The organism is uncultured Allobosea sp. (assembly GCF_945957345.1).
In the GTDB taxonomy this organism is placed as follows: domain Bacteria; phylum Pseudomonadota; class Alphaproteobacteria; order Rhizobiales; family Beijerinckiaceae; genus Allobosea.
Map to the genome: position 1 here is coordinate 1 of NZ_CAMFKW010000072.1, position 16987 is coordinate 16987.

The window sequence follows — 16987 nt, forward strand, 5'->3', positions numbered from 1 at the left end:
TCCCGAAGGAGCGCCACACGCTGCTCTTCTCGGCGACCATGCCGAAGCCGATCCGCGACATCGCTTCCGCCTACCTCACCGATCCGGTCGAGGTCGCGGTGGCGCCGGTCGCGACCACCGCCGAGAAGATCGACCAGCGCGTGATCTTCACGGAGCCCGGCGACAAGCCGGCGCTGCTGGCGAAGACGCTGAACGTGCCCGAGCTCGAGCGCGCCATCGTCTTCACCCGCACCAAGCACGGTGCCGACAAGGTGGTGCGCCAGCTCGGCACCTCCGGCATCGAGGCGGCCGCAATCCACGGCAACAAGAGCCAGGGCCAGCGTGAGCGGGCGCTCGGCGCCTTCCGCGACGGTTCGCTGCGCATCCTCGTCGCCACCGACATCGCTGCCCGCGGCATCGACGTCGACGGCATCAGCCATGTCGTGAATTTCGACCTGCCGAACGTGCCGGAGACCTATGTCCACCGCATCGGCCGCACGGCGCGTGCCGGCGCGGCCGGCATCGCCATCGCCTTCTGCACGCCGGAAGAGCGTGGCGATCTCGCCGCCATCGAGAAGCTGACCAAGGTCGCGATCACCCCGATCGGCGCGGTTCCCTACTGGGACGGCCGCACGCCGAAGAAGCCGCCGCAGAACCAGCGCGGCGGCGGGCGTGGCCAGCAGCAGAACGGCGGCGGACGCGGCCAAGGCCGCCCGCAGGGCCAGCAAGGTGCCCGCCCGCAGGGCCAGCAAGGTGCCCGCCCGCAGGACCAGCAGGGCAATCGCCCGCAGGGCCAGCAGCAGGCCCGGCCGCAGGGTCAGCAGCCGCGCGGCGGCAAGCCCGTTGAGGGCGGCCATCGCAACCAGCCGGCCAATGGCGCTCCGCGCCAGGAGCGTCACGAGCGCCCGCGTCACCCCGAGCGGAGCCCGCGCCCTGAGCAGGCGGCGCAGCGAAAAGACGGCGTTTCCGCAAAAGAAGGGCTTGGCGGCGTCGCGTTCTTGCAGCAAAGAACACAGCAACCACGCACCAACGGCGCCCGGCGGCGCGCGCGCTGACGCGCGATCGACCAGAATCGGGCGAGCCTCCCTTACGATGGCTCGCCCACGCGCCCTAGGGCTCACGAAGGACGACAGATGGCGAAAGAAGAACTGCTTGAATTCGACGGCACCGTGGTCGAGGTGCTCCCGGACGGCAACTACCGGGTGAAGCTCGACAACGAGCACATCATCCTGGCCTATGCTGCCGGCAAGATGAAGAAGAACCGCATCCGCACCATCGCGGGCGACCGTGTCATCGTCGAGATGTCGCCTTACGACCTCGATCGCGGCCGCATCAATTTCCGTCAGAAGACGGCTGGTCCGGCTCCGGGCGGCCCGCCGCGCCAGAACTTCCGCCGGCGCTGATCGACGCGATGCGCCTGTCGCGAAACGAGCTCCTGTTCGTCGCGCTGGGCGCCGTCCTCGGTGCTGTCGTCGCCTATGCCGTCAAGGCCGGCTTCGTGGCGCCCAACGGCGCCTTGCCGCCCTTCGCTATCGTACTGATCGGCCTGGGGCTCGTCGAGCTGGTCGCCGGTTATGCCGCAGGCCGCTCGCCCGGCACGCTGGTCGGCATGCCCGCCCGCTTTCTCGCCTTCGTCGTCGGCGTCTGCATCGTCCTGCTCGGCGCCAAATTCGCCTGAGCGGGCTCTCTCCACGTCACATTACGCTCCGCCGTCATTCTGGGACTTCGCGATAGCGAAGAGCCCGGAACCCATGAACGCGACGTGATTCCAGAATCGTCATGGTCGGGCTTGTCCCGGCCGTCCACGTCTTTCGTCCTGCAATGCGGTGTTCAAGACGTGGATGCTCGCCACGAGGGCGAGCATGACGGCAATTGGAACAGCGTCGTGCTCGTGGGGTTTCCAGGTTTGCCCCCGGGAATGACGACCGCTCCGGGGAAACCGCCCAAGAAAAAACCCCGGCGCGAGGGCCGGGGTGAAAGTGGTCGTTCCGTGGGTATAAAAGGGTCTACATGAAACTCTGCCGGGCCCGCTCAGTAGCGGGAGCGGGACCAATACTGCGAGCCGGGGCTGACCATCACCTGGCGCTGCCGGGTCTCGTAGACGGCGGGGATCTCGTCCCGCACGACCTGGGTCGGACGCACCATCACCTGACGCTGACGCTGCGTGTAGACGGCCGGGATCGTCTCGTAATCGACGGTGGCCGGGGAAACTTCGACGCGGCGGCTCTGGTAGCCGTAGCGGGCGGGCACATCGACCCAGCAGCCGACCGTGTTGCCCCAGGCGTCGCGGGTCACTTCCCAGCGGCGGGTGGCCGGCGCGACCAGCACCTTCTCGGTCACGGTCTCGTAGACGGCGGCGCGGTGATGCGGGATGCGCTGCTCCGGCGCGATCATCACGTTATCGGTGACGGTCTCGTACTCGGCGGGGACGACGCGGCGTTGCACCTGGGCCGGACGGACCTGATAGGTCTCGTCGATGGTGCCGTAGACCGGCGGGGTGGCGACGAGGTTGTAACAGGCGGAGCCGCGGCAACCGCCGCCGGCCTGAGCAGCCGAGGCGCCGAGCACAAGCGCGGCGGCGAGGCTGGAAGCGGTGATGATCCCTGACGAAAGCGAGCGCAGCATGGTGGCCTGACCTGTCGGTTCCGGCGTCGAGCGCCGTTCGTTGGAGACAGGAAGCCCGCTCGAAGTGAAGAACGCAAGGTAAACGCTAAAACAAGGTAAAATTAACCAACTGGCCGCTGCCGGGCGCATTCACGCAGATTGCGCTCAAGTAAAGGAAAACGCTCGATTTTTAGCTTCCGAGAAACCGGCAGGGCAAGCGGTGGGGAGCGCGCGATCCATTAACGGTGGGAGCCGGCTTCCGCAAGAGCTTGCCCCTGATCGGCCCTGGTTCCGCGGGTGATGCATCGATGCGGCGTACCCTTCGAACGGATGACGCCGGCACCGGATTTGCTTGGCTAGGATGCCTGTGAGGCTCGGCCCAACCTCACGCCGCGTAGCTTTCGGGCTGATCCGGGCGCTCGCGAGAGTGGTCCGCACGTTCTCCGGAAGGTCTCATGAGCGTTCCCAAGGACAACGCGTTCGTCGTGCTCTACCTCGCTCTCACGGCCGTCGTGACGCTGGGCTGGATCGGTGTGATCGGCTACGGCGCCTGGCATTTCCTGTTCGGGTAACCCCTGCACTGGCCCGTCATCCCGCTTCACTGACGGCATTGAGGCTGGACGGAGCCACCCGGCGTTGACGCTAATCAGGTCTGCCCCGGCCGCAACTGATAGAAGACGTGCTGGCCGATCGTGTCCATCTTCTTTAGCCGCTTCGCCCAGTAAGGCCGCACGTAATTCGCGTGATAGTGGGTCGAGGCGCCGACTTCCGGCAGATAGGTCGTGCCGTCATAGACCTCGCGCGCGATCCTGACCGCGTCGCGCCAGGAGGCGGGCTCGGTGATGCGCAGCGACTTGCCTTCGCAGGTGAACGTGAACTGGCAGGCGAGGTAGCGGTTGCTGTTCTGATAGACCACGCCGCAGACGCTGCTCGGATAAAGCCCGCTCTTCACGCGGTTCAGCACCACTTGCGCTACGGCCGCCTGGCCCTGAAGCGATTCGGACCGGGCCTCGAAATAGACGGCCTCCGCGAGGCAGCGCTGTTCCTTTGCCATGTTTTCGGGGACGATCAGGCTGGTGTAGTCCTGTTTCACGCCGGGTTCGGAGAGGCGCAGGTCGCGATTGGCCGGCGCCGAGGCCAGCGCGATCCGCCCGCGCTGCTGCGGGGCGGAATGGGCGGGCAGTGCCGGCGGCGTCAGCGTCCCCATGACCGAGCCGACCAGCGGCGTCGAGGATGAGGTTTGGCTGGCCTTCGGGACCGATGGCGAGGAGCCGTCAATGCTTTCGAGATGCAGCTCAGCCTGCCGCGCGGACAGGATCTTCGGCTTGAACGGCGAAACAGGCGAGGAATCCGACAAGGCCGGATCGGTCAACCCTTCCTCGTTGGCATAGGGCTCGAATCCGGTCTGCGGCCCGTCGACGGCCTCGGCCGCGCGCATCGCGTCGATCGAGAAACCGCCCGAGATCAGTTTCGGTTGGGTGTCGCCGAAGACCACATGTTCGAGCTCGACGGAAGTGTGTTCGGAAAGGCCCGGCCGCAGGCTCGGCAGCATGTCGCCCTTGGCGGTACGGTCGACCTCGGGGAAGACGGTCGCGGCGGAGCGTTTCATGTCCTCGCGCGGTGCGCGCGGATCGACGACGATGCGTCGCTCGGGGTCCTCGAAGGAGAGCTTCGCCTGCGTGACGGCCGAGGTCAGCGCGAGACCGGGCAGCCGGAAGGCGCTCGCCGCCACCAGCATCGAAGGGCCCTCGGCCAGTTCCGAGACCGGGCCGGGTGCGACGCGGGGAATAGCACTGGAGGGCAGGCCGGTCGGGCCGAAATTCTGGCCCGCCGAAGCGGTGAAGGAAACCAGCATGCCGACGGACAGGGCCCAGGGCGCGACAGTGCTCGCGGCCCATTTGATGCCGAGGGGGCGCGCCTTCCGCCCATGCCTGTGCACACGCCAGTGACTCAAAGCGACACACCCGTCCCGATCGCACGGAACGAAAAGCGCAGCCGACTCGCGCGCCTTCGTTGGAATCCGTTATCACCTCGGTAAGGTTGAGCGGCGGTTAACGGCGAGCCCGCCTCTTGCCTTCCATGTGCCGCCGTGATGCGAGATTTCACGAAATCGCGCTGGTTGCCGTCGGGGCAGGGCGCTAACGTGTAGCCACACATTCGATGCTTCGGAGACATCCATGACGTCCACTCCAGCGCGCAGCTATGCTCCGGAGATCATCGTCGCGGCCGGCTGCCTGATCGCCCTGATCACTTTCGGTCCCCGGGCCAGCGCCGGCCTCTTCCAGATCCCGATGACGGTCCAGTTCCATTGGGGCCGCGATACCTTCAGCCTGGCGCTGGCGATCCAGAACCTGCTCTGGGGCCTCGGCGCGCCTTTCGCCGGCGCGATCGCGGACCGTTACGGCACGGTGCGCGTGCTCTGTGTCGGCGCGTTGCTCTATGCCGCTGGTCTCGTGACGATGGCCTATGCGACGTCGCCGCTGCAGCTCCATCTCGGCGCCGGTGTGCTGATCGGCTTCGGTCTCTCGGCCTGTTCGTTCAACCTCGTGCTCGCCGCCTTCGGCAAGCTGCTGCCGGAGCAGTGGAGGCCGATGGCCTTCGGCGCCGGCACGGCCGCCGGCTCCTTCGGCCAGTTTCTCTTCCCGCCGATCGGCAACATCCTGATCGACACGCTGGGCTGGCAGCAGGCGCTGGTGGTCTTCGCCTTCACGCTGCTGCCGATCCTGCCGATCTCGATCGTCATGGCCACCCGCAAGACCGGCGCCGCGGCAGGCGCCGCCGCGGCCAATGCACCGAACCAAACGATCGTGCAGGCGCTGGGCGAGGCCTTCAAGCACCGCAGCTACGTCCTGCTCGTGCTCGGCTTCTTCACCTGCGGCTTCCAGCTCGCCTTTATCACCGTGCATATGCCGGCCTATCTCAAGGACGCCGGCCTGCCGGCCTGGGTCGGCGGCTGGACGCTCGCCGTTATCGGCCTCGCCAATGCGGTCGGTTCGCTCTCCTCGGGCTGGCTTTCGACGCGGATGCCGAAGCGCCATCTCCTGGCCTGGATCTATCTCGGCCGTGCGGTCGCGATCGCCGCCTTCATCCTGCTGCCGCCGAGCCCGACGACCGCGATCACCTTCGGCGTCGTCATCGGCCTGTTCTGGCTCTCGACCGTGCCGCCGACCTCGTCGTTGGTCATGCTGATGTTCGGCACCAAGTACATGGCGATGCTCTATGGCTTCGCCTTCTTCTCGCATCAGGTCGGCGGCTTCCTTGGGGTCTGGCTCGGCGGCGTGCTCTACGAATCGATGGGCAACTACCAGTTCGTCTGGTGGCTCTCGGTCGCGCTCGGCGTCGCCTCGGCCCTGATCAACCTGCCGATCGTCGAGCGCCCGGTGCAGAGGCCGGAAGCGCAGCCCGCCTGATCGGGAAGACGCGTCTATACACGGCCGATGGGGTTGCGGTGGCGCCACGCCGCTGCGACCTTGTCGGCCTTCGTGTTTACAGGTTTCGGAGATGGTGATGACGACGTTCAAGGCCCTCGTGGCGACCAAGAGCGAGACCGGGCCGAACCTCGCCTTCACCGATTTCGCCGAGAGTGACCTGATGGAGGGCGACGTCACCGTCCGCGTCACCCATTCGACGGTGAACTACAAGGATGGGCTCGCGGTTACCGGCAAGGCGCCGGTGGTGCGCCGCTGGCCGATGATCCCCGGCATCGACTTCGCCGGCCGGGTCGAGACCTCCGACCATCCCGATTTCAAGCCGGGCGACCTCGTCGTCCTCAATGGCTGGGGTACCGGCGAGACCCATCTCGGCGCCTACGCCCAGAAGAGCCGGGTCAAAGGCGACTGGCTCGTGCCGCTGCCGGAAGGACTCACCCCCGCCGAGGCGATGGCGATCGGCACGGCCGGCTATACCGCCATGCTCTGCGTGCTCGCGCTCGAGAAGCACGGCCTGAAGCCTTCCGATGGCCCGATCGTCGTCGCCGGTGCGGCTGGCGGCGTGGGCTCGGTCGCGATCGCCTTGCTGGCGAAGGCCGGTTGGCACGTCATCGCCTCGACCGGCCGGGCCGAGGAGGCCGATTACCTCAAGAGCCTCGGCGCGGCCGAGATCATCGACCGTAACGAGCTATCCGTACCCGGCCGCCCGCTCGGCAAGGAGCGCTGGATTGCCGGCGTGGACGCCGTCGGCTCTCATACCCTCGCGAACCTGCTCTCGATGACGAAATACGGCGGCGCCATTGCCGCCTGTGGGCTCGCGCAGGGCATGGACCTGCCGGCCTCTGTCGCGCCCTTCATCCTGCGCGGCGTCGCCCTGCTGGGCGTCGATTCGGTGATGTGCCCGAAGCCGCGCCGGATCGAAGCCTGGCAGCGCCTCGCCAGCGACCTCGATCGCGACAAGCTCGCCCTGATCACCACGACGATTCCGCTGGAGGCGGTGATCGAGACGGGCAAGGCCATCGTCGAGGGCAAGGTGAAGGGCCGCGTCGTCGTCGAGATCGGCTGAGGCCGCACGGGACCACGTCGCCATTGCTTCCGTCATGGTCGGGCTTGTCCCGACCAACCACGTCTTCATCGCTGCAGTGCGGTGTTCAAGACGTGGATGCTCGCCACAAGGGCGAGCATGACGAGCTGTAGCCATCTCGTGTTTACGGGTTCCGGGCTCAGCTCCGAGAGCGCCCTTAGCCCTCGAACAGCGACCGCTGCCGCGCGAGCTCGTTGCTGCAGAAATCCATGAAGGCGCGCACGCGCGGCACATGCCGGATATCGGGATGGGTGAGCACCCAGAGCCCTGTCGCGAAATCCGTATTGGGCGGCAGGAGCCGCATCAGGTCCAACCGCTGGTCGGCGATGAAGCAGGGCAATGGTCCGATGCCGAGGCCCTGCGCGACCGCCTCGGCGATGCCCAGAACGGCCGAGCTCTTCAGCGCGATCCGTTCCGGCGCGACATGCTCGCGCACGAAGCGGGCCGCCTTCACATGCGAGAGCTGGTCGCCGAGCGCGACCCAGTCGCGCTGGTAGAGCAGGGCGGGGCCCGCTTCCTCCTCGGGCGTGATGCCGTCCGCCGTGCGGCCATAGATCGCCCAGGCGATGGTGGCGATGCGCCGGCCGACGAGCGTTTCGCCGGGCGTGTCGCTTGCGCGGATCGCGATATCGGCGTCGCGCTTCGACAGGTTGAGCGCCTGGTTGCCGATCACGACATCGAGCCGGATCAGCGGATGCGCCTTGCGGAAGGCCGCGAAGATCGGCAGCAGCACGTTCTGGTAGAGCGTATCGGTCGTGGTGATCCGCAATTCGCCGGATGGAGCGACATCCCGCCCGGCGAGACGACGGGCGAAGGCGGTGACGTCCTCATCCATCCGGCTCGCCAGCGCCGCCATCTCGGCTCCGGCCACGGTCGCGACATAGCCGGTCTTGCGCCGCTCGAAGAGCGGCAGGCCGACGAGCTCCTCGATCTGGCCGAGCCGCCGGAACACCGTCGAATGATTGACCGAGAGCGCGGCAGCAGCTCCGGTCAGCCCGTCATGATCGGCAATAGCCTTGATCAGCCGGAAATCGTCCCAGGCGAGCTTGGCATTCATCGGCGACGCGTCCTCCTGCGGGCACGCAAGCCGATATCTTGCAATGATGCAAGCTGGAGGAGTTCAAATCCAGGAGAGCGGGGTTCAGCGCGGCGCCGCCGCACGCCGCAGACGGTCGTTGATCGCTTCGCCGAGCCCATGCTCGGGAATGCGGGCGACCGCAATGGTCTTTCTTCCCATCTCGTCGAGCCGGCGCATATAGCCGAAGAGATGGGCGGCAGCCTCGCGCAGGTCGCCGCTCGGGCTGAGGTTGAGCGAGGCGGGGTACTCGCGCCCCTCGGGTCCAAAACCGAGCCAGGCCTCGCCTCCTTCCGGAGCTTCCGCGTCGAGCCTGACCCGCGCCGCCGGCGCGTAATGCGAGGCGAGCATGCCTGGCGAGATCGGGGCATGGCCAGCATCGCCCGCGATGACCAAGGGACGGCCGATGACATGCTCGATCGCTTCGCGTGGTACCCCGCCGGGACGGAGCAAGCGCGGCGCGCCGTCGAGGCAGGCGACGATGGTCGATTCCACGCCGACCTCGGTCGGGCCAGCGTCGAGGATGGCGTCGATACGGCCTTCGAGATCGGCTATTACATGGGCGGCGCTGGTCGCGCTGATCCGGCCGGAGCGATTGGCGGAAGGTGCCGCGATCGGTCGCCCGGCCGCTTCCAGCACGGCATGTGCGACCGGGTGTGCTGGAACGCGCAGCGCGACGGACGGAAGCCCGGCCCGCGCCAGATCGCTCACGGTGCAGCCTGACGAAGCCGGAACGACCAGCGTCAATGGCCCCGGCCAGAAAGCTTGCGCCAGCGCCAGCGCATTCGCATCGAACAGGCCCTGACGGCGCGCGCTTGCGAGATCAGGCAGGTGCGAGATCAGCGGATTGAAGCTCGGCCGCTCCTTGGCGGCGTAGATGCCGGCGACCGCCGTGCCCGAGGTTGCATCGGCCGCAAGCCCGTAGACCGTCTCGGTCGGCATCGCGACGAGCCCGCCCGCGCGCAGCAGCGCCGCTGCCTCGGCGATACCGGAGGTATCGGCAGCAAGAAGCTTCGTTGGGCGGGAGGCGGGCAGGGGCTGGTTCAAGACGCGATTGACCGATTATGGTTTATATATAAACTAACTGATGGGCGCGGCACGGGACGAAGGTCGCGCTCGCTTGCGCGTGGCTTAGGCGATAGTTCCTCGCTACCATCGCGGCAACGGCAAATGCAGGCTGCGGCTGCCTTCTAGGGCAAGCGCCGGCCTCAGGGAGAGACGATTATGAGCTATCGCGCCCCGGTTTCGGACATGCTCTCCACCATGCGCCATGTCGCGGGCCTCGACCGGCTGATCGCGGACGGGCTGGCGCCGGAGCTTGATGGCGGCATGGCGGAAGCCGTGCTCGACGAGGCCGCGAAATTCGCCGCCGACGTGATCGCGCCGCTGAACCGCGTGGGTGATCTCAACGGCTCGAAGCTCAAGGACGGCGCCGTCACCACCCCGCCAGGCTGGAAGGAAGCCTACAAGGCCTGGGCCGAGGCCGGCTGGAACGCGCTGCCGGCGCCGGAAGCCTATGGCGGGCAGGGCCTGCCGACGCTGCTGCAATCGGCCTGCATCGAGATGTGGAATTCGGCCGCCTTTGCCTTCGCGCTCGGCCCGTTGCTGACGGTCGGCGCGATCGAGGCGCTCCATGCCCATGGCTCCGATCACCTGAAGGAGACCTATCTCGCCAAGCTCGTCTCCGGCGAGTGGATGGGCACGATGAACCTGACCGAACCGCAGGCCGGCTCCGACCTCAACGCGCTCCGCAGCAAGGCCGAGCGCGTCGGCGACGGCACCTACCGCATCACCGGCCAAAAGATCTTCATCACTTATGGCGAGCACGATCTGACCGAGAACATCGTGCATCTCGTGCTGGCGCGTCTGCCCGACGCTCCTCCCGGCACGCGCGGCATCTCGCTCTTCCTCGTGCCGAAATTCATGGTCAATGCCGATGGATCGCTCGGCGCGCATAACGACCTGCGCTGCTCCGGCATCGAGCACAAGCTCGGCATCCATGCCTCGCCGACCTGCTCGATGGCCTTCGGCGACAATGGCGGGGCGATCGGCTGGCTGATCGGCGAGGAGAATCGCGGCCTCGCCTGCATGTTCACGATGATGAACAACGCCCGCCTCAATGTCGCGTTGCAGGGCGTCGCCATTGCCGAGCGCGCCTATCAACAGGCGCTCGCCTTCGCTCATGAGCGCAAGCAGGGCGCGGCGCTCGATGCGCCAAAGGGCGCCCCCATGAGCCCGATCATCGTCCACCCCGACGTGCGCCGCATGCTGATGGACATGCGCGCCAAGACGCAAGGCGCGCGCGCCATCTCCTATCAGGTCGCCGAGGCGCTCGACCGCTCGCATCGCGAGACCGATGAGGCCAGGCGCAAGGCGGCGTCCGAGCGCGCCGCGATCCTCACCCCGATCGCCAAGGCCTACGCGACGGATATCGGCATCGACGTCGCCTCGACCGGCGTGCAGGTCCATGGCGGCATGGGCTTCGTCGAGGAGACCGGCGCAGCCCAGCATCTGCGCGATGCCCGCATCGCCGCGATCTACGAAGGCACCAATGGCATCCAGGCGATCGACCTCGTCACCCGCAAGCTGCCGCTGTCGCAGGGCGATGCGGTCCATGCCCTGATCGCCGAAATGCGCGGCATCGTCGCCGAGGTCGAGCGCGCCAATAATCCGGGCTTCGGCCATGCCGCCGCGCGTCTCGGCGCCGCCGTGGATTCACTCGAACGCGCCACGGAATGGATGCTGGGAGCGATCGGCAACAAGCCGGCCGACGCGCTGGCCGGTGCCACGCCCTATCTCAAGCTCTTCGCGCTGGCGCAGGGTGGCACGGGACTGGCGAAGAAGGCTCTCGCCACCCGCTCGGAAGCCGAGAGCACCGCCGATCTCGCCACCGCCCGCTTCTATGCCGAATGCATCGCGACCGAGGCCCCGGCTCTCGAACTCGCGGTGACGGAGGGCGCCGGCGCCATTGCCGATGCGGCCGCGGTCTTCGCCGCGTGAGCGTAGCGGCGCGCCGTTCAGGCCGTCGCAGCCTTCCGGGCGCGGACATGCAGGAAGAGCGGGACGATATGCGTGTCGGCGAGATAGGGGATGGCCTTCGCCGTCTCGGCATCGACATGCGGCTCGGCCATGTGCTCGATCGTGAGCCCGGCAGCGACGATCATCGCCACCCATTGGCTCAGCGTGCGATGGAAGCGCGGCACGCGGAAGGGCTCGACGCTGGCCTTGACTGCGGCCGGCGCGGCGCCGAAGCGCCAGGTCTCGATCTCGCCGTCGACGCCGTCGAAATAGCGGCCAACCTCGATCGCGCGGATTTGGCCGGCATCGTCGCGCAGCACCTTGCGATAGGGCGGCGCGAAGCAGGGATGCAGGATCGAGAACTGCAGGAAACCGCCGGGCTTCAGCACGCGCGCCGCTTCCGCCAGCGCCTTGTCCTGGAACGGCATGTCCATCAGCGACATGAAGGCCGTCGCGAAGTCGAACTGCGCGTCCGGGAAGGGCAGGGCGGTGCCGTCGCCGAACCGGTAGTCGATGCCGAGCGGCGCAGCGGCTTCCGCCTCCTGCGCATGGCGAAGGAAGGTCGGCGCGATGTCGACGGCGGTCATGCGCCCGCCGGCCTCGGCGAGCTTGCGCGTGTTCGAGCCTTCGCCGCAGCCGATATCGAGGCCGTCGAGCCCCGCGATATCCGGCAGGTTCGCCAGGAAGACCGGGGTATTCAGTCCGTCACGGTAGAGATCGTATCCGGCCCGCGCATGCCGGGTCCATGTCTCGGCATTGGCCTCCCAGCAGGCGGCGACATCGGTGCTGTCCATGGTGCTGCTCCGTGGCGAGGGGAGCGGGGCTATAGAGCAGTGGGCCGGCCATGGCCAGCGGCGATTCGTCGGGGCTGCCCATGACCACCGCCCATCCGTCCCTTTCCGGCCGCATCTGCCTCGTCGCGGGCGCCTCGCGAGGGCTCGGGCGCGGCATCGCCAAAGCCTTGGGCGAGGCTGGCGCAACCGTCATCGTCACCGGCCGCTCCAGCGAGGCCGGCCCGCGCACCGATCAGCGCCTGGAGACCTTCGAGGACACCGCCCGCGAGGTCGAGGCGGCCGGCGGCAAGGGCTATCCCTATCGCTGCGACCACACCAGCGAGCGCGATGTCGACGGACTCGTCGCCTGGGCCTTGCGTCGCTTCGGCCGGCTCGACTGTGTCGTCGATGCGGTCTGGGGCGGCAATGAAGGCTATGACGGCGAGCGCTATCCCGACGGCTCAGGCTTCGGCACGCCGTTCTGGCGCCGCCCGACGGCAAGGCTGGGCGAGAGCTTCGAGAGCGGAGTCTATGCCCAGTTGTTGCTGGCGCGGGCTGTTGCGCCGGCGATGGTGCAGGCCCGCTCCGGCCTCATCGTCACGCTAAGCTTCGACATGGGCGGCAGCTATCTCGGCGATGTCTTCTACGATCTCGCCAAGGCGGCGATGAACCGCCTGAGCTTCGCGATGGCGCAGGAGCTGAAGCCCTTCGGCGTCAGCGTGCTCGGCCTCTCGCCCGGCCATGTCCTGACCGAGCGCGTCCGCGACGCCGGCCTTGCCGCCGCGACGACCGAAACCCCGCTCTATGCCGGCCGTGCCGTCGCGGCGCTCGCTGCCGACCCAGCCGTCGCGCGTCATACCGGGCGCGTGCTGCACGTCGCCGATCTCGCCCGCGCCTATGGCTTCACCGACCGGGATGGCTCGCAGCCGGCCCGCTACGTCATCGACAACGAACAGGGAGGCGGCGATGTCGCTCAAGGGTAAGACACTTTTCATCACCGGCGGCTCGCGCGGCATTGGCCTGGCCATCGCGCTCCGGGCGGCGCGGGACGGCGCCAACGTCACCATCGCCGCCAAGACGGCGGAGCCGCATCCGAAACTTCCCGGCACGATCTACACCTCCGCCGCCGAGATCGAGGCAGCCGGCGGCAAATGCCTGCCTTTGATGGTCGATGTTCGCGACGAGCGGAGCGTCGCCGAGGCCATCGCCAAGACGGCCGAGACCTTCGGCGGCATCGACATCGTCGTGAACAATGCCAGCGCGATCCAGCTCAGCAACACGCAGACGACCGACATGAAGCGCTTCGATCTGATGCACCAGATCAACACGCGCGGCACCTTCATGGTCTCGAAATACGCCATTCCGCATCTGGCGAAGGCCGAGAACCCGCACATCCTGATGCTCTCGCCGCCGCTCGACATGAAGACGCAGTGGTTCGCGCCGCATCTGGCCTATTCCATCGCGAAATACGGCATGAGCCTGTGCGTGCTCGGCCTCGCCGGCGAGCTGGCGCGCCAGGGCATCGCGGTCAACGCGCTCTGGCCGCGCACCACGATCGCAACCGCTGCCGTCCAGAACCTGCTCGGCGGCGACAAGATGGTGCAGGCGAGCCGCACGCCCGAGATCCTCGCCGACGCCGCCCATCTGATCTTCTCGAAGCCCTCCCGCGAATTCTCCGGCAATTTCCTGATCGACGATAGCTTCATGGCGGGCGAGGGCGTCACCGATTTCAGCCCGTACCGCGTCGACCCGTCGGTGCCTTTGATGCCGGATTTCTTCGTGCCGGCCGACAGCCTGCCGCCGCAGGGCGTCAAGGGCGGGGTGTGACGCCGCGGCCATGCTTCGATCCGCGCCGTCATCGGTTTGACTCGCGGCGCGGATCGGAGTTCCTGCCGGCTTCCATCCCGACCGTGCAGCGAGATTCGCGCCCATGCTGACGATCCACGGCACTTGCCCCGATTCGCGCGACAAGCTCCGCCCCGGTACGCTCGGTGCGGAGGGGGAGTTTCCAGAGGACGTCGTCTGGATCGACCTGCTCAACCCGACGCCGGAAGAAGATCGGCGGGTCGAGAAGCATCTGGGCATCTCGATCCCGACGCGCGAGGAGATGCACGACCTCGAGCCGTCCGAGATCATCTATACCGAGAACGGCGCGCGCTACATGACCGCGCGGGTGATCTGCCAGTCCGACACCGTCGTTCCCAAGCTGGCGGATGTCACCTTCATCCTGACCGACAAGGCGCTGGTGACGGTGCGCTATGACGAGCCCGGCGCCTTCAACATCTTCCTGAACCGCGCCAGCAAGTCCGGCGGCTGCGGCCCGCAGCCGGAAGCGGTGCTCGACGGGCTGATCGAGGCGATCGTCGACCGCGCGGCCGAGGTGCTGCGCGGCGTCGGCGACAAGGTCGACATGGCCTCGCGCCGCATCTTTTCCGGGCGCGCCCAGGATGTCGAACAGGGCGGGGTCTACCAGGTCGTGATCCAGCGGATCGGCCAGCACGAGCACATCATCTCGAACGTCCGCGAGAGCATGATGACAGTCGAGCGCGTGCTGCTTTTCCTGTCTGCCAATTACACCCGCCCGAAGAAGGCGCAGACCGGATTCTCGGCGGAATGGCGCTCCGCGGTGCGCGACGTGCAGGCGATCGAGGAGCACGCCGCCTTCCTGTCGAACAAGCTGCAGTTCATGATGGATGCCACGCTCGGCCTCGTCTCGATCGAGCAGAACAAGATCATCAAGCTCTTTTCGGTCGTCTCCGTCGCGCTGATGCCGCCGACGCTGATCGCCTCGATCTACGGCATGAACTTCAAGGCAATGCCGGAGTTGGACTGGCAGTGGGGCTATCCCTTCGCGATCGGCCTGATGATCCTGTTCGCGGTGCTGCCCTACTTGTTCTTCCGCTGGAAGAAGTGGCTGTGAGCCACGAGGCGCGCGATACGTTGAAGGCCGGATGACTCAGCCGCAGATTTTCTCCGTCCTTCTCGTTGCCGGCATGATGGCCGCGTTCCTGTGGGGGCGGCTGCGCTACGACATCGTCGCGATGCTGGCGCTGCTGCTCTCCGTCCTGCTCGGGCTGGTACCGGCAGCCGATGCCTTCAAGGGTTTCTCCGACGACATCGTCATCATCGTCGGCAGCGCGCTGGTGCTCAGCGCCGCCGTGGCACGCTCGCGCATCATCGAGCGCCTGTTCTCGAAACTGGGCTCGGGCCTGACCTCGACGCAATTGCAGGTGCCGTTGCTGGTCTTCGTCGTCGCGGTGATGTCGGCGATCATCAAGAATATCGGCGCGCTCGCGATGATGCTGCCGATCGCCTACCAGCTCGCGCGCAAAAGCGGGAAATCGCCCTCGGTCTTCCTGATGCCGATGGCCTTCGCCTCGCTGCTCGGGGGCATCGTCACGCTGGTCGGCACCTCGCCGAACGTCATTGTCGCGCGTGTCCGGCAGGAGCTGGGCGGCGAGCCCTTCCGCATGTTCGACTTCGCCCCGGTCGGCATCGTTGTGGCCGTCGCCGGCTGCATCTTCTTGAGCGTCGGCTATCGCCTGCTGCCGCGCGATCGTCGCGGCGCCGTCTCGCTCGACCAGGCGATCGACATCAAGGACTACCTGACGGAAGCCACGCTCAACGGCAAATCGCCGCTCGCCGGCAAGACGGTCGCCGATCTCAAGGCGATCGGCGAAGGCATCGAGATCGTCTCGATCCTGCGCAACGAGCGCCGCGTCCAGGCGCCGCTTCCGGACGCCTCGCTCAAGGCTGGCGACATCCTGCTGCTGCGTGGCGATGCCGCTGTTCTGGAGCGGGTCGTGGCCGAAGGTGGGCTCGATCTCACCGGCAAGGACCGCCCGACGCAGAAGGACGATGCGCTCGATCCCGACCGCATCGCCGAGGCGATCATCGGCCCGGATTCGACGTTGATCGGCCAGTCGGCCGGCGATATCGCGCTGCACAGCCGCTTCGGCGTCAACATGATCGCGATCAGCCGGTCCGGCGAGCGCTTCAGCCAGCGTCTGCGCGACATCCGCTTGCGGGCCGGCGACATCGTCGTGATCCAGGGCGACGAGAAGCTGCTGCCGGAAAAGCTTTCGGAGCTCGCCCTGCTGCCGCTGGCCGACCGGCTGGTGCCGCTCGGCTCGACGCGCCGCGTCGTGCTGACCGTGACGATCGCGCTCGCCGCTATCGTCGCGCTGGCGGCAGGGCTGGCTCCCGTGCCCTTCGTCTTCTTCGCTGCGGCGGTGCTGCTAATCGCCTTCCGCTGCGTGCCCTTGCGCGAGGCCTATCGCAACATCGATGCGCCGATCCTGCTGATGCTGGCGGCGCTGATCCCGGTTTCCGATTCCCTGCGGACGACAGGCACCACCGATCTCTTCGCCTCGTGGCTGGCGATGATCGGCGGCGGGCTGCCCGGCTGGGCCGCGGTAGCACTCATCCTGGTGGCGGCGATGGCGGTGACGCCCTTCCTCAACAATGCCGCGACGGTGCTGGTCATGGCGCCGATCGGCGCGGGCTTCGCCAAGAACCTGGGCTACAATCCCGATGCCTTCCTGATGGCGGTGGCGATCGGCGCGGCATGCGACTTCCTCACGCCGATCGGCCACCAGTGCAACACGCTGGTCATGGGGCCGGGCGGCTATCGCTTCAGCGATTATTCCCGGCTCGGCGCGCCGCTATCATTGATCGTCATCCTGCTGGCGGTGCCGATGATCCTGCTGGTCTGGCCGCTCAGGTGACTACAGCCAGCCATTCCGCTTGAAGCGCCAGTAGAGGATGGCACAGGACGTCAGGATCACGCCGATCACGACGTAATAGCCGTACTGCATCTCCAGTTCCGGCATGTTCTTGAAGTTCATGCCGTATATGCCTGCCAGCGCCGTCGGCACGGCCAGGATGGCGGCCCAGGAGGCCAGGCGCTTGGTGATCAGGCTTTCCTGGCTCTGCCCGACCAGCAGGCTCGCCTCGAAGGCGAAGGCCAGCACCTCGCGCAGGCTGTCGATCTTCTCCTGCACGGTGCGGACATGGTCGGTCACGT

Annotated in this window: 16 protein-coding genes; 10 read left to right on the forward strand and 6 right to left on the reverse strand. The window is 67.2% G+C overall.

Annotation, left to right across the window (positions count from 1 at the left end; genetic code table 11):
* The 3 genes from Q0Q36_RS23215 to Q0Q36_RS23225 all read left to right on the forward strand — a co-directional run.
* On the forward strand, nucleotides 1-1034 hold a 1034-nt coding region (locus Q0Q36_RS23215), incomplete at its 5' end, for a DEAD/DEAH box helicase (RefSeq protein WP_293801890.1).
* Nucleotides 1035-1112: 78 nt separating this feature from the next.
* A complete protein-coding gene (gene infA, locus Q0Q36_RS23220; RefSeq protein ID WP_061964687.1) occupies nucleotides 1113-1382 on the forward strand; it encodes a translation initiation factor IF-1 in 270 nt (89 codons plus the stop codon).
* Between the two features lie 8 nt (nucleotides 1383-1390).
* Nucleotides 1391-1657: a hypothetical protein gene (locus Q0Q36_RS23225; RefSeq protein WP_293801894.1), complete on the forward strand. Its 267-nt coding sequence runs from the start codon at nucleotides 1391-1393 to the stop codon at nucleotides 1655-1657.
* 353 nt (nucleotides 1658-2010) lie between these two features.
* On the opposite strand, the gene Q0Q36_RS23230 is transcribed toward Q0Q36_RS23225, so the two are convergent.
* Entirely contained in the window at nucleotides 2011-2604 is a 594-nt protein-coding gene (locus Q0Q36_RS23230; RefSeq protein ID WP_293801896.1) for a hypothetical protein, read from the reverse strand.
* A gap of 625 nt (nucleotides 2605-3229) precedes the next feature.
* On the reverse strand, nucleotides 3230-4537 hold the full coding sequence (locus tag Q0Q36_RS23235) for a cell wall hydrolase (RefSeq protein WP_293801897.1): 1308 nt from the start codon (nucleotides 4535-4537) through the stop codon (nucleotides 3230-3232).
* Between the two features lie 223 nt (nucleotides 4538-4760).
* On the opposite strand from Q0Q36_RS23235, the gene Q0Q36_RS23240 reads away from it, so the two are divergent.
* On the forward strand, nucleotides 4761-5993 hold the full coding sequence (locus Q0Q36_RS23240) for an MFS transporter (protein WP_293801898.1): 1233 nt from the start codon (nucleotides 4761-4763) through the stop codon (nucleotides 5991-5993).
* Between the two features lie 97 nt (nucleotides 5994-6090).
* Nucleotides 6091-7077, forward strand: a complete 987-nt coding sequence (locus Q0Q36_RS23245) for an MDR family oxidoreductase (RefSeq protein WP_293801900.1) — start codon at nucleotides 6091-6093, stop codon at nucleotides 7075-7077.
* 175 nt (nucleotides 7078-7252) lie between these two features.
* Here the strand turns inward: Q0Q36_RS23245 and Q0Q36_RS23250 are convergent, their stop codons facing one another.
* On the reverse strand, nucleotides 7253-8152 hold the full coding sequence (locus Q0Q36_RS23250; RefSeq protein ID WP_293801902.1) for a LysR family transcriptional regulator: 900 nt from the start codon (nucleotides 8150-8152) through the stop codon (nucleotides 7253-7255).
* A gap of 84 nt (nucleotides 8153-8236) precedes the next feature.
* Entirely contained in the window at nucleotides 8237-9217 is a 981-nt protein-coding gene (locus Q0Q36_RS23255) for an L-threonylcarbamoyladenylate synthase (RefSeq protein ID WP_293801904.1), read from the reverse strand.
* A gap of 177 nt (nucleotides 9218-9394) precedes the next feature.
* On the opposite strand from Q0Q36_RS23255, the gene Q0Q36_RS23260 reads away from it, so the two are divergent.
* Complete coding sequence (locus Q0Q36_RS23260) at nucleotides 9395-11170, forward strand: acyl-CoA dehydrogenase (RefSeq protein WP_293801905.1); 1776 nt, start codon at nucleotides 9395-9397, stop codon at nucleotides 11168-11170.
* A 17-nt stretch (nucleotides 11171-11187) separates the two neighbouring features.
* Here Q0Q36_RS23260 and Q0Q36_RS23265 read toward each other — a convergent pair whose 3' ends face one another.
* Nucleotides 11188-11982: a class I SAM-dependent methyltransferase gene (locus tag Q0Q36_RS23265; RefSeq protein WP_293801907.1), complete on the reverse strand. Its 795-nt coding sequence runs from the start codon at nucleotides 11980-11982 to the stop codon at nucleotides 11188-11190.
* An 80-nt stretch (nucleotides 11983-12062) separates the two neighbouring features.
* Here Q0Q36_RS23265 and Q0Q36_RS23270 point away from each other — a divergent pair, with 80 nt between their 5' ends.
* The 4 genes from Q0Q36_RS23270 to Q0Q36_RS23285 all read left to right on the forward strand — a co-directional run bounded on the left by Q0Q36_RS23270 (nucleotide 12063) and on the right by Q0Q36_RS23285 (nucleotide 16688).
* Nucleotides 12063-12944: an SDR family NAD(P)-dependent oxidoreductase gene (locus Q0Q36_RS23270; protein WP_293801909.1), complete on the forward strand. Its 882-nt coding sequence runs from the start codon at nucleotides 12063-12065 to the stop codon at nucleotides 12942-12944.
* Nucleotides 12928-13788: an NAD(P)-dependent oxidoreductase gene (locus Q0Q36_RS23275; protein ID WP_293801912.1), complete on the forward strand. Its 861-nt coding sequence runs from the start codon at nucleotides 12928-12930 to the stop codon at nucleotides 13786-13788. Before Q0Q36_RS23270 ends, Q0Q36_RS23275 begins: the two co-directional genes overlap by 17 nt.
* A gap of 103 nt (nucleotides 13789-13891) precedes the next feature.
* Nucleotides 13892-14881, forward strand: a complete 990-nt coding sequence (locus Q0Q36_RS23280) for a magnesium transporter CorA family protein (RefSeq protein ID WP_293801913.1) — start codon at nucleotides 13892-13894, stop codon at nucleotides 14879-14881.
* Between the two features lie 31 nt (nucleotides 14882-14912).
* Nucleotides 14913-16688: an SLC13 family permease gene (locus tag Q0Q36_RS23285; RefSeq protein ID WP_293801915.1), complete on the forward strand. Its 1776-nt coding sequence runs from the start codon at nucleotides 14913-14915 to the stop codon at nucleotides 16686-16688.
* On the opposite strand, the gene Q0Q36_RS23290 is transcribed toward Q0Q36_RS23285, so the two are convergent.
* Nucleotides 16689-16987, reverse strand: a 299-nt coding sequence (locus tag Q0Q36_RS23290) for a CorA family divalent cation transporter (protein WP_293801917.1), incomplete at its 5' end; no start/stop codon positions are given.

What these genes read in the sequence shown, in the direction of transcription:
- Q0Q36_RS23280 (WP_293801913.1), top strand. Translation starts at nt 13,892, where the DNA reads ATGCTGACGATCCACGGCACTTGCCCCGATTCGCGCGACAAGCTCCGC.
- infA (WP_061964687.1), top strand. Translation starts at nt 1,113, where the DNA reads ATGGCGAAAGAAGAACTGCTTGAATTCGACGGCACCGTGGTCGAGGTG.
- Q0Q36_RS23265 (WP_293801907.1), bottom strand. Translation starts at nt 11,982, where the DNA reads ATGGACAGCACCGATGTCGCCGCCTGCTGGGAGGCCAATGCCGAGACA.
- Q0Q36_RS23260 (WP_293801905.1), top strand. Translation starts at nt 9,395, where the DNA reads ATGAGCTATCGCGCCCCGGTTTCGGACATGCTCTCCACCATGCGCCAT.
- Q0Q36_RS23250 (WP_293801902.1), bottom strand. Translation starts at nt 8,152, where the DNA reads ATGAATGCCAAGCTCGCCTGGGACGATTTCCGGCTGATCAAGGCTATT.
- Q0Q36_RS23285 (WP_293801915.1), top strand. Translation starts at nt 14,913, where the DNA reads ATGACTCAGCCGCAGATTTTCTCCGTCCTTCTCGTTGCCGGCATGATG.
- Q0Q36_RS23275 (WP_293801912.1), top strand. Translation starts at nt 12,928, where the DNA reads ATGTCGCTCAAGGGTAAGACACTTTTCATCACCGGCGGCTCGCGCGGC.
- Q0Q36_RS23225 (WP_293801894.1), top strand. Translation starts at nt 1,391, where the DNA reads ATGCGCCTGTCGCGAAACGAGCTCCTGTTCGTCGCGCTGGGCGCCGTC.
- Q0Q36_RS23270 (WP_293801909.1), top strand. Translation starts at nt 12,063, where the DNA reads ATGACCACCGCCCATCCGTCCCTTTCCGGCCGCATCTGCCTCGTCGCG.
- Q0Q36_RS23240 (WP_293801898.1), top strand. Translation starts at nt 4,761, where the DNA reads ATGACGTCCACTCCAGCGCGCAGCTATGCTCCGGAGATCATCGTCGCG.
- Q0Q36_RS23245 (WP_293801900.1), top strand. Translation starts at nt 6,091, where the DNA reads ATGACGACGTTCAAGGCCCTCGTGGCGACCAAGAGCGAGACCGGGCCG.
- Q0Q36_RS23230 (WP_293801896.1), bottom strand. Translation starts at nt 2,604, where the DNA reads ATGCTGCGCTCGCTTTCGTCAGGGATCATCACCGCTTCCAGCCTCGCC.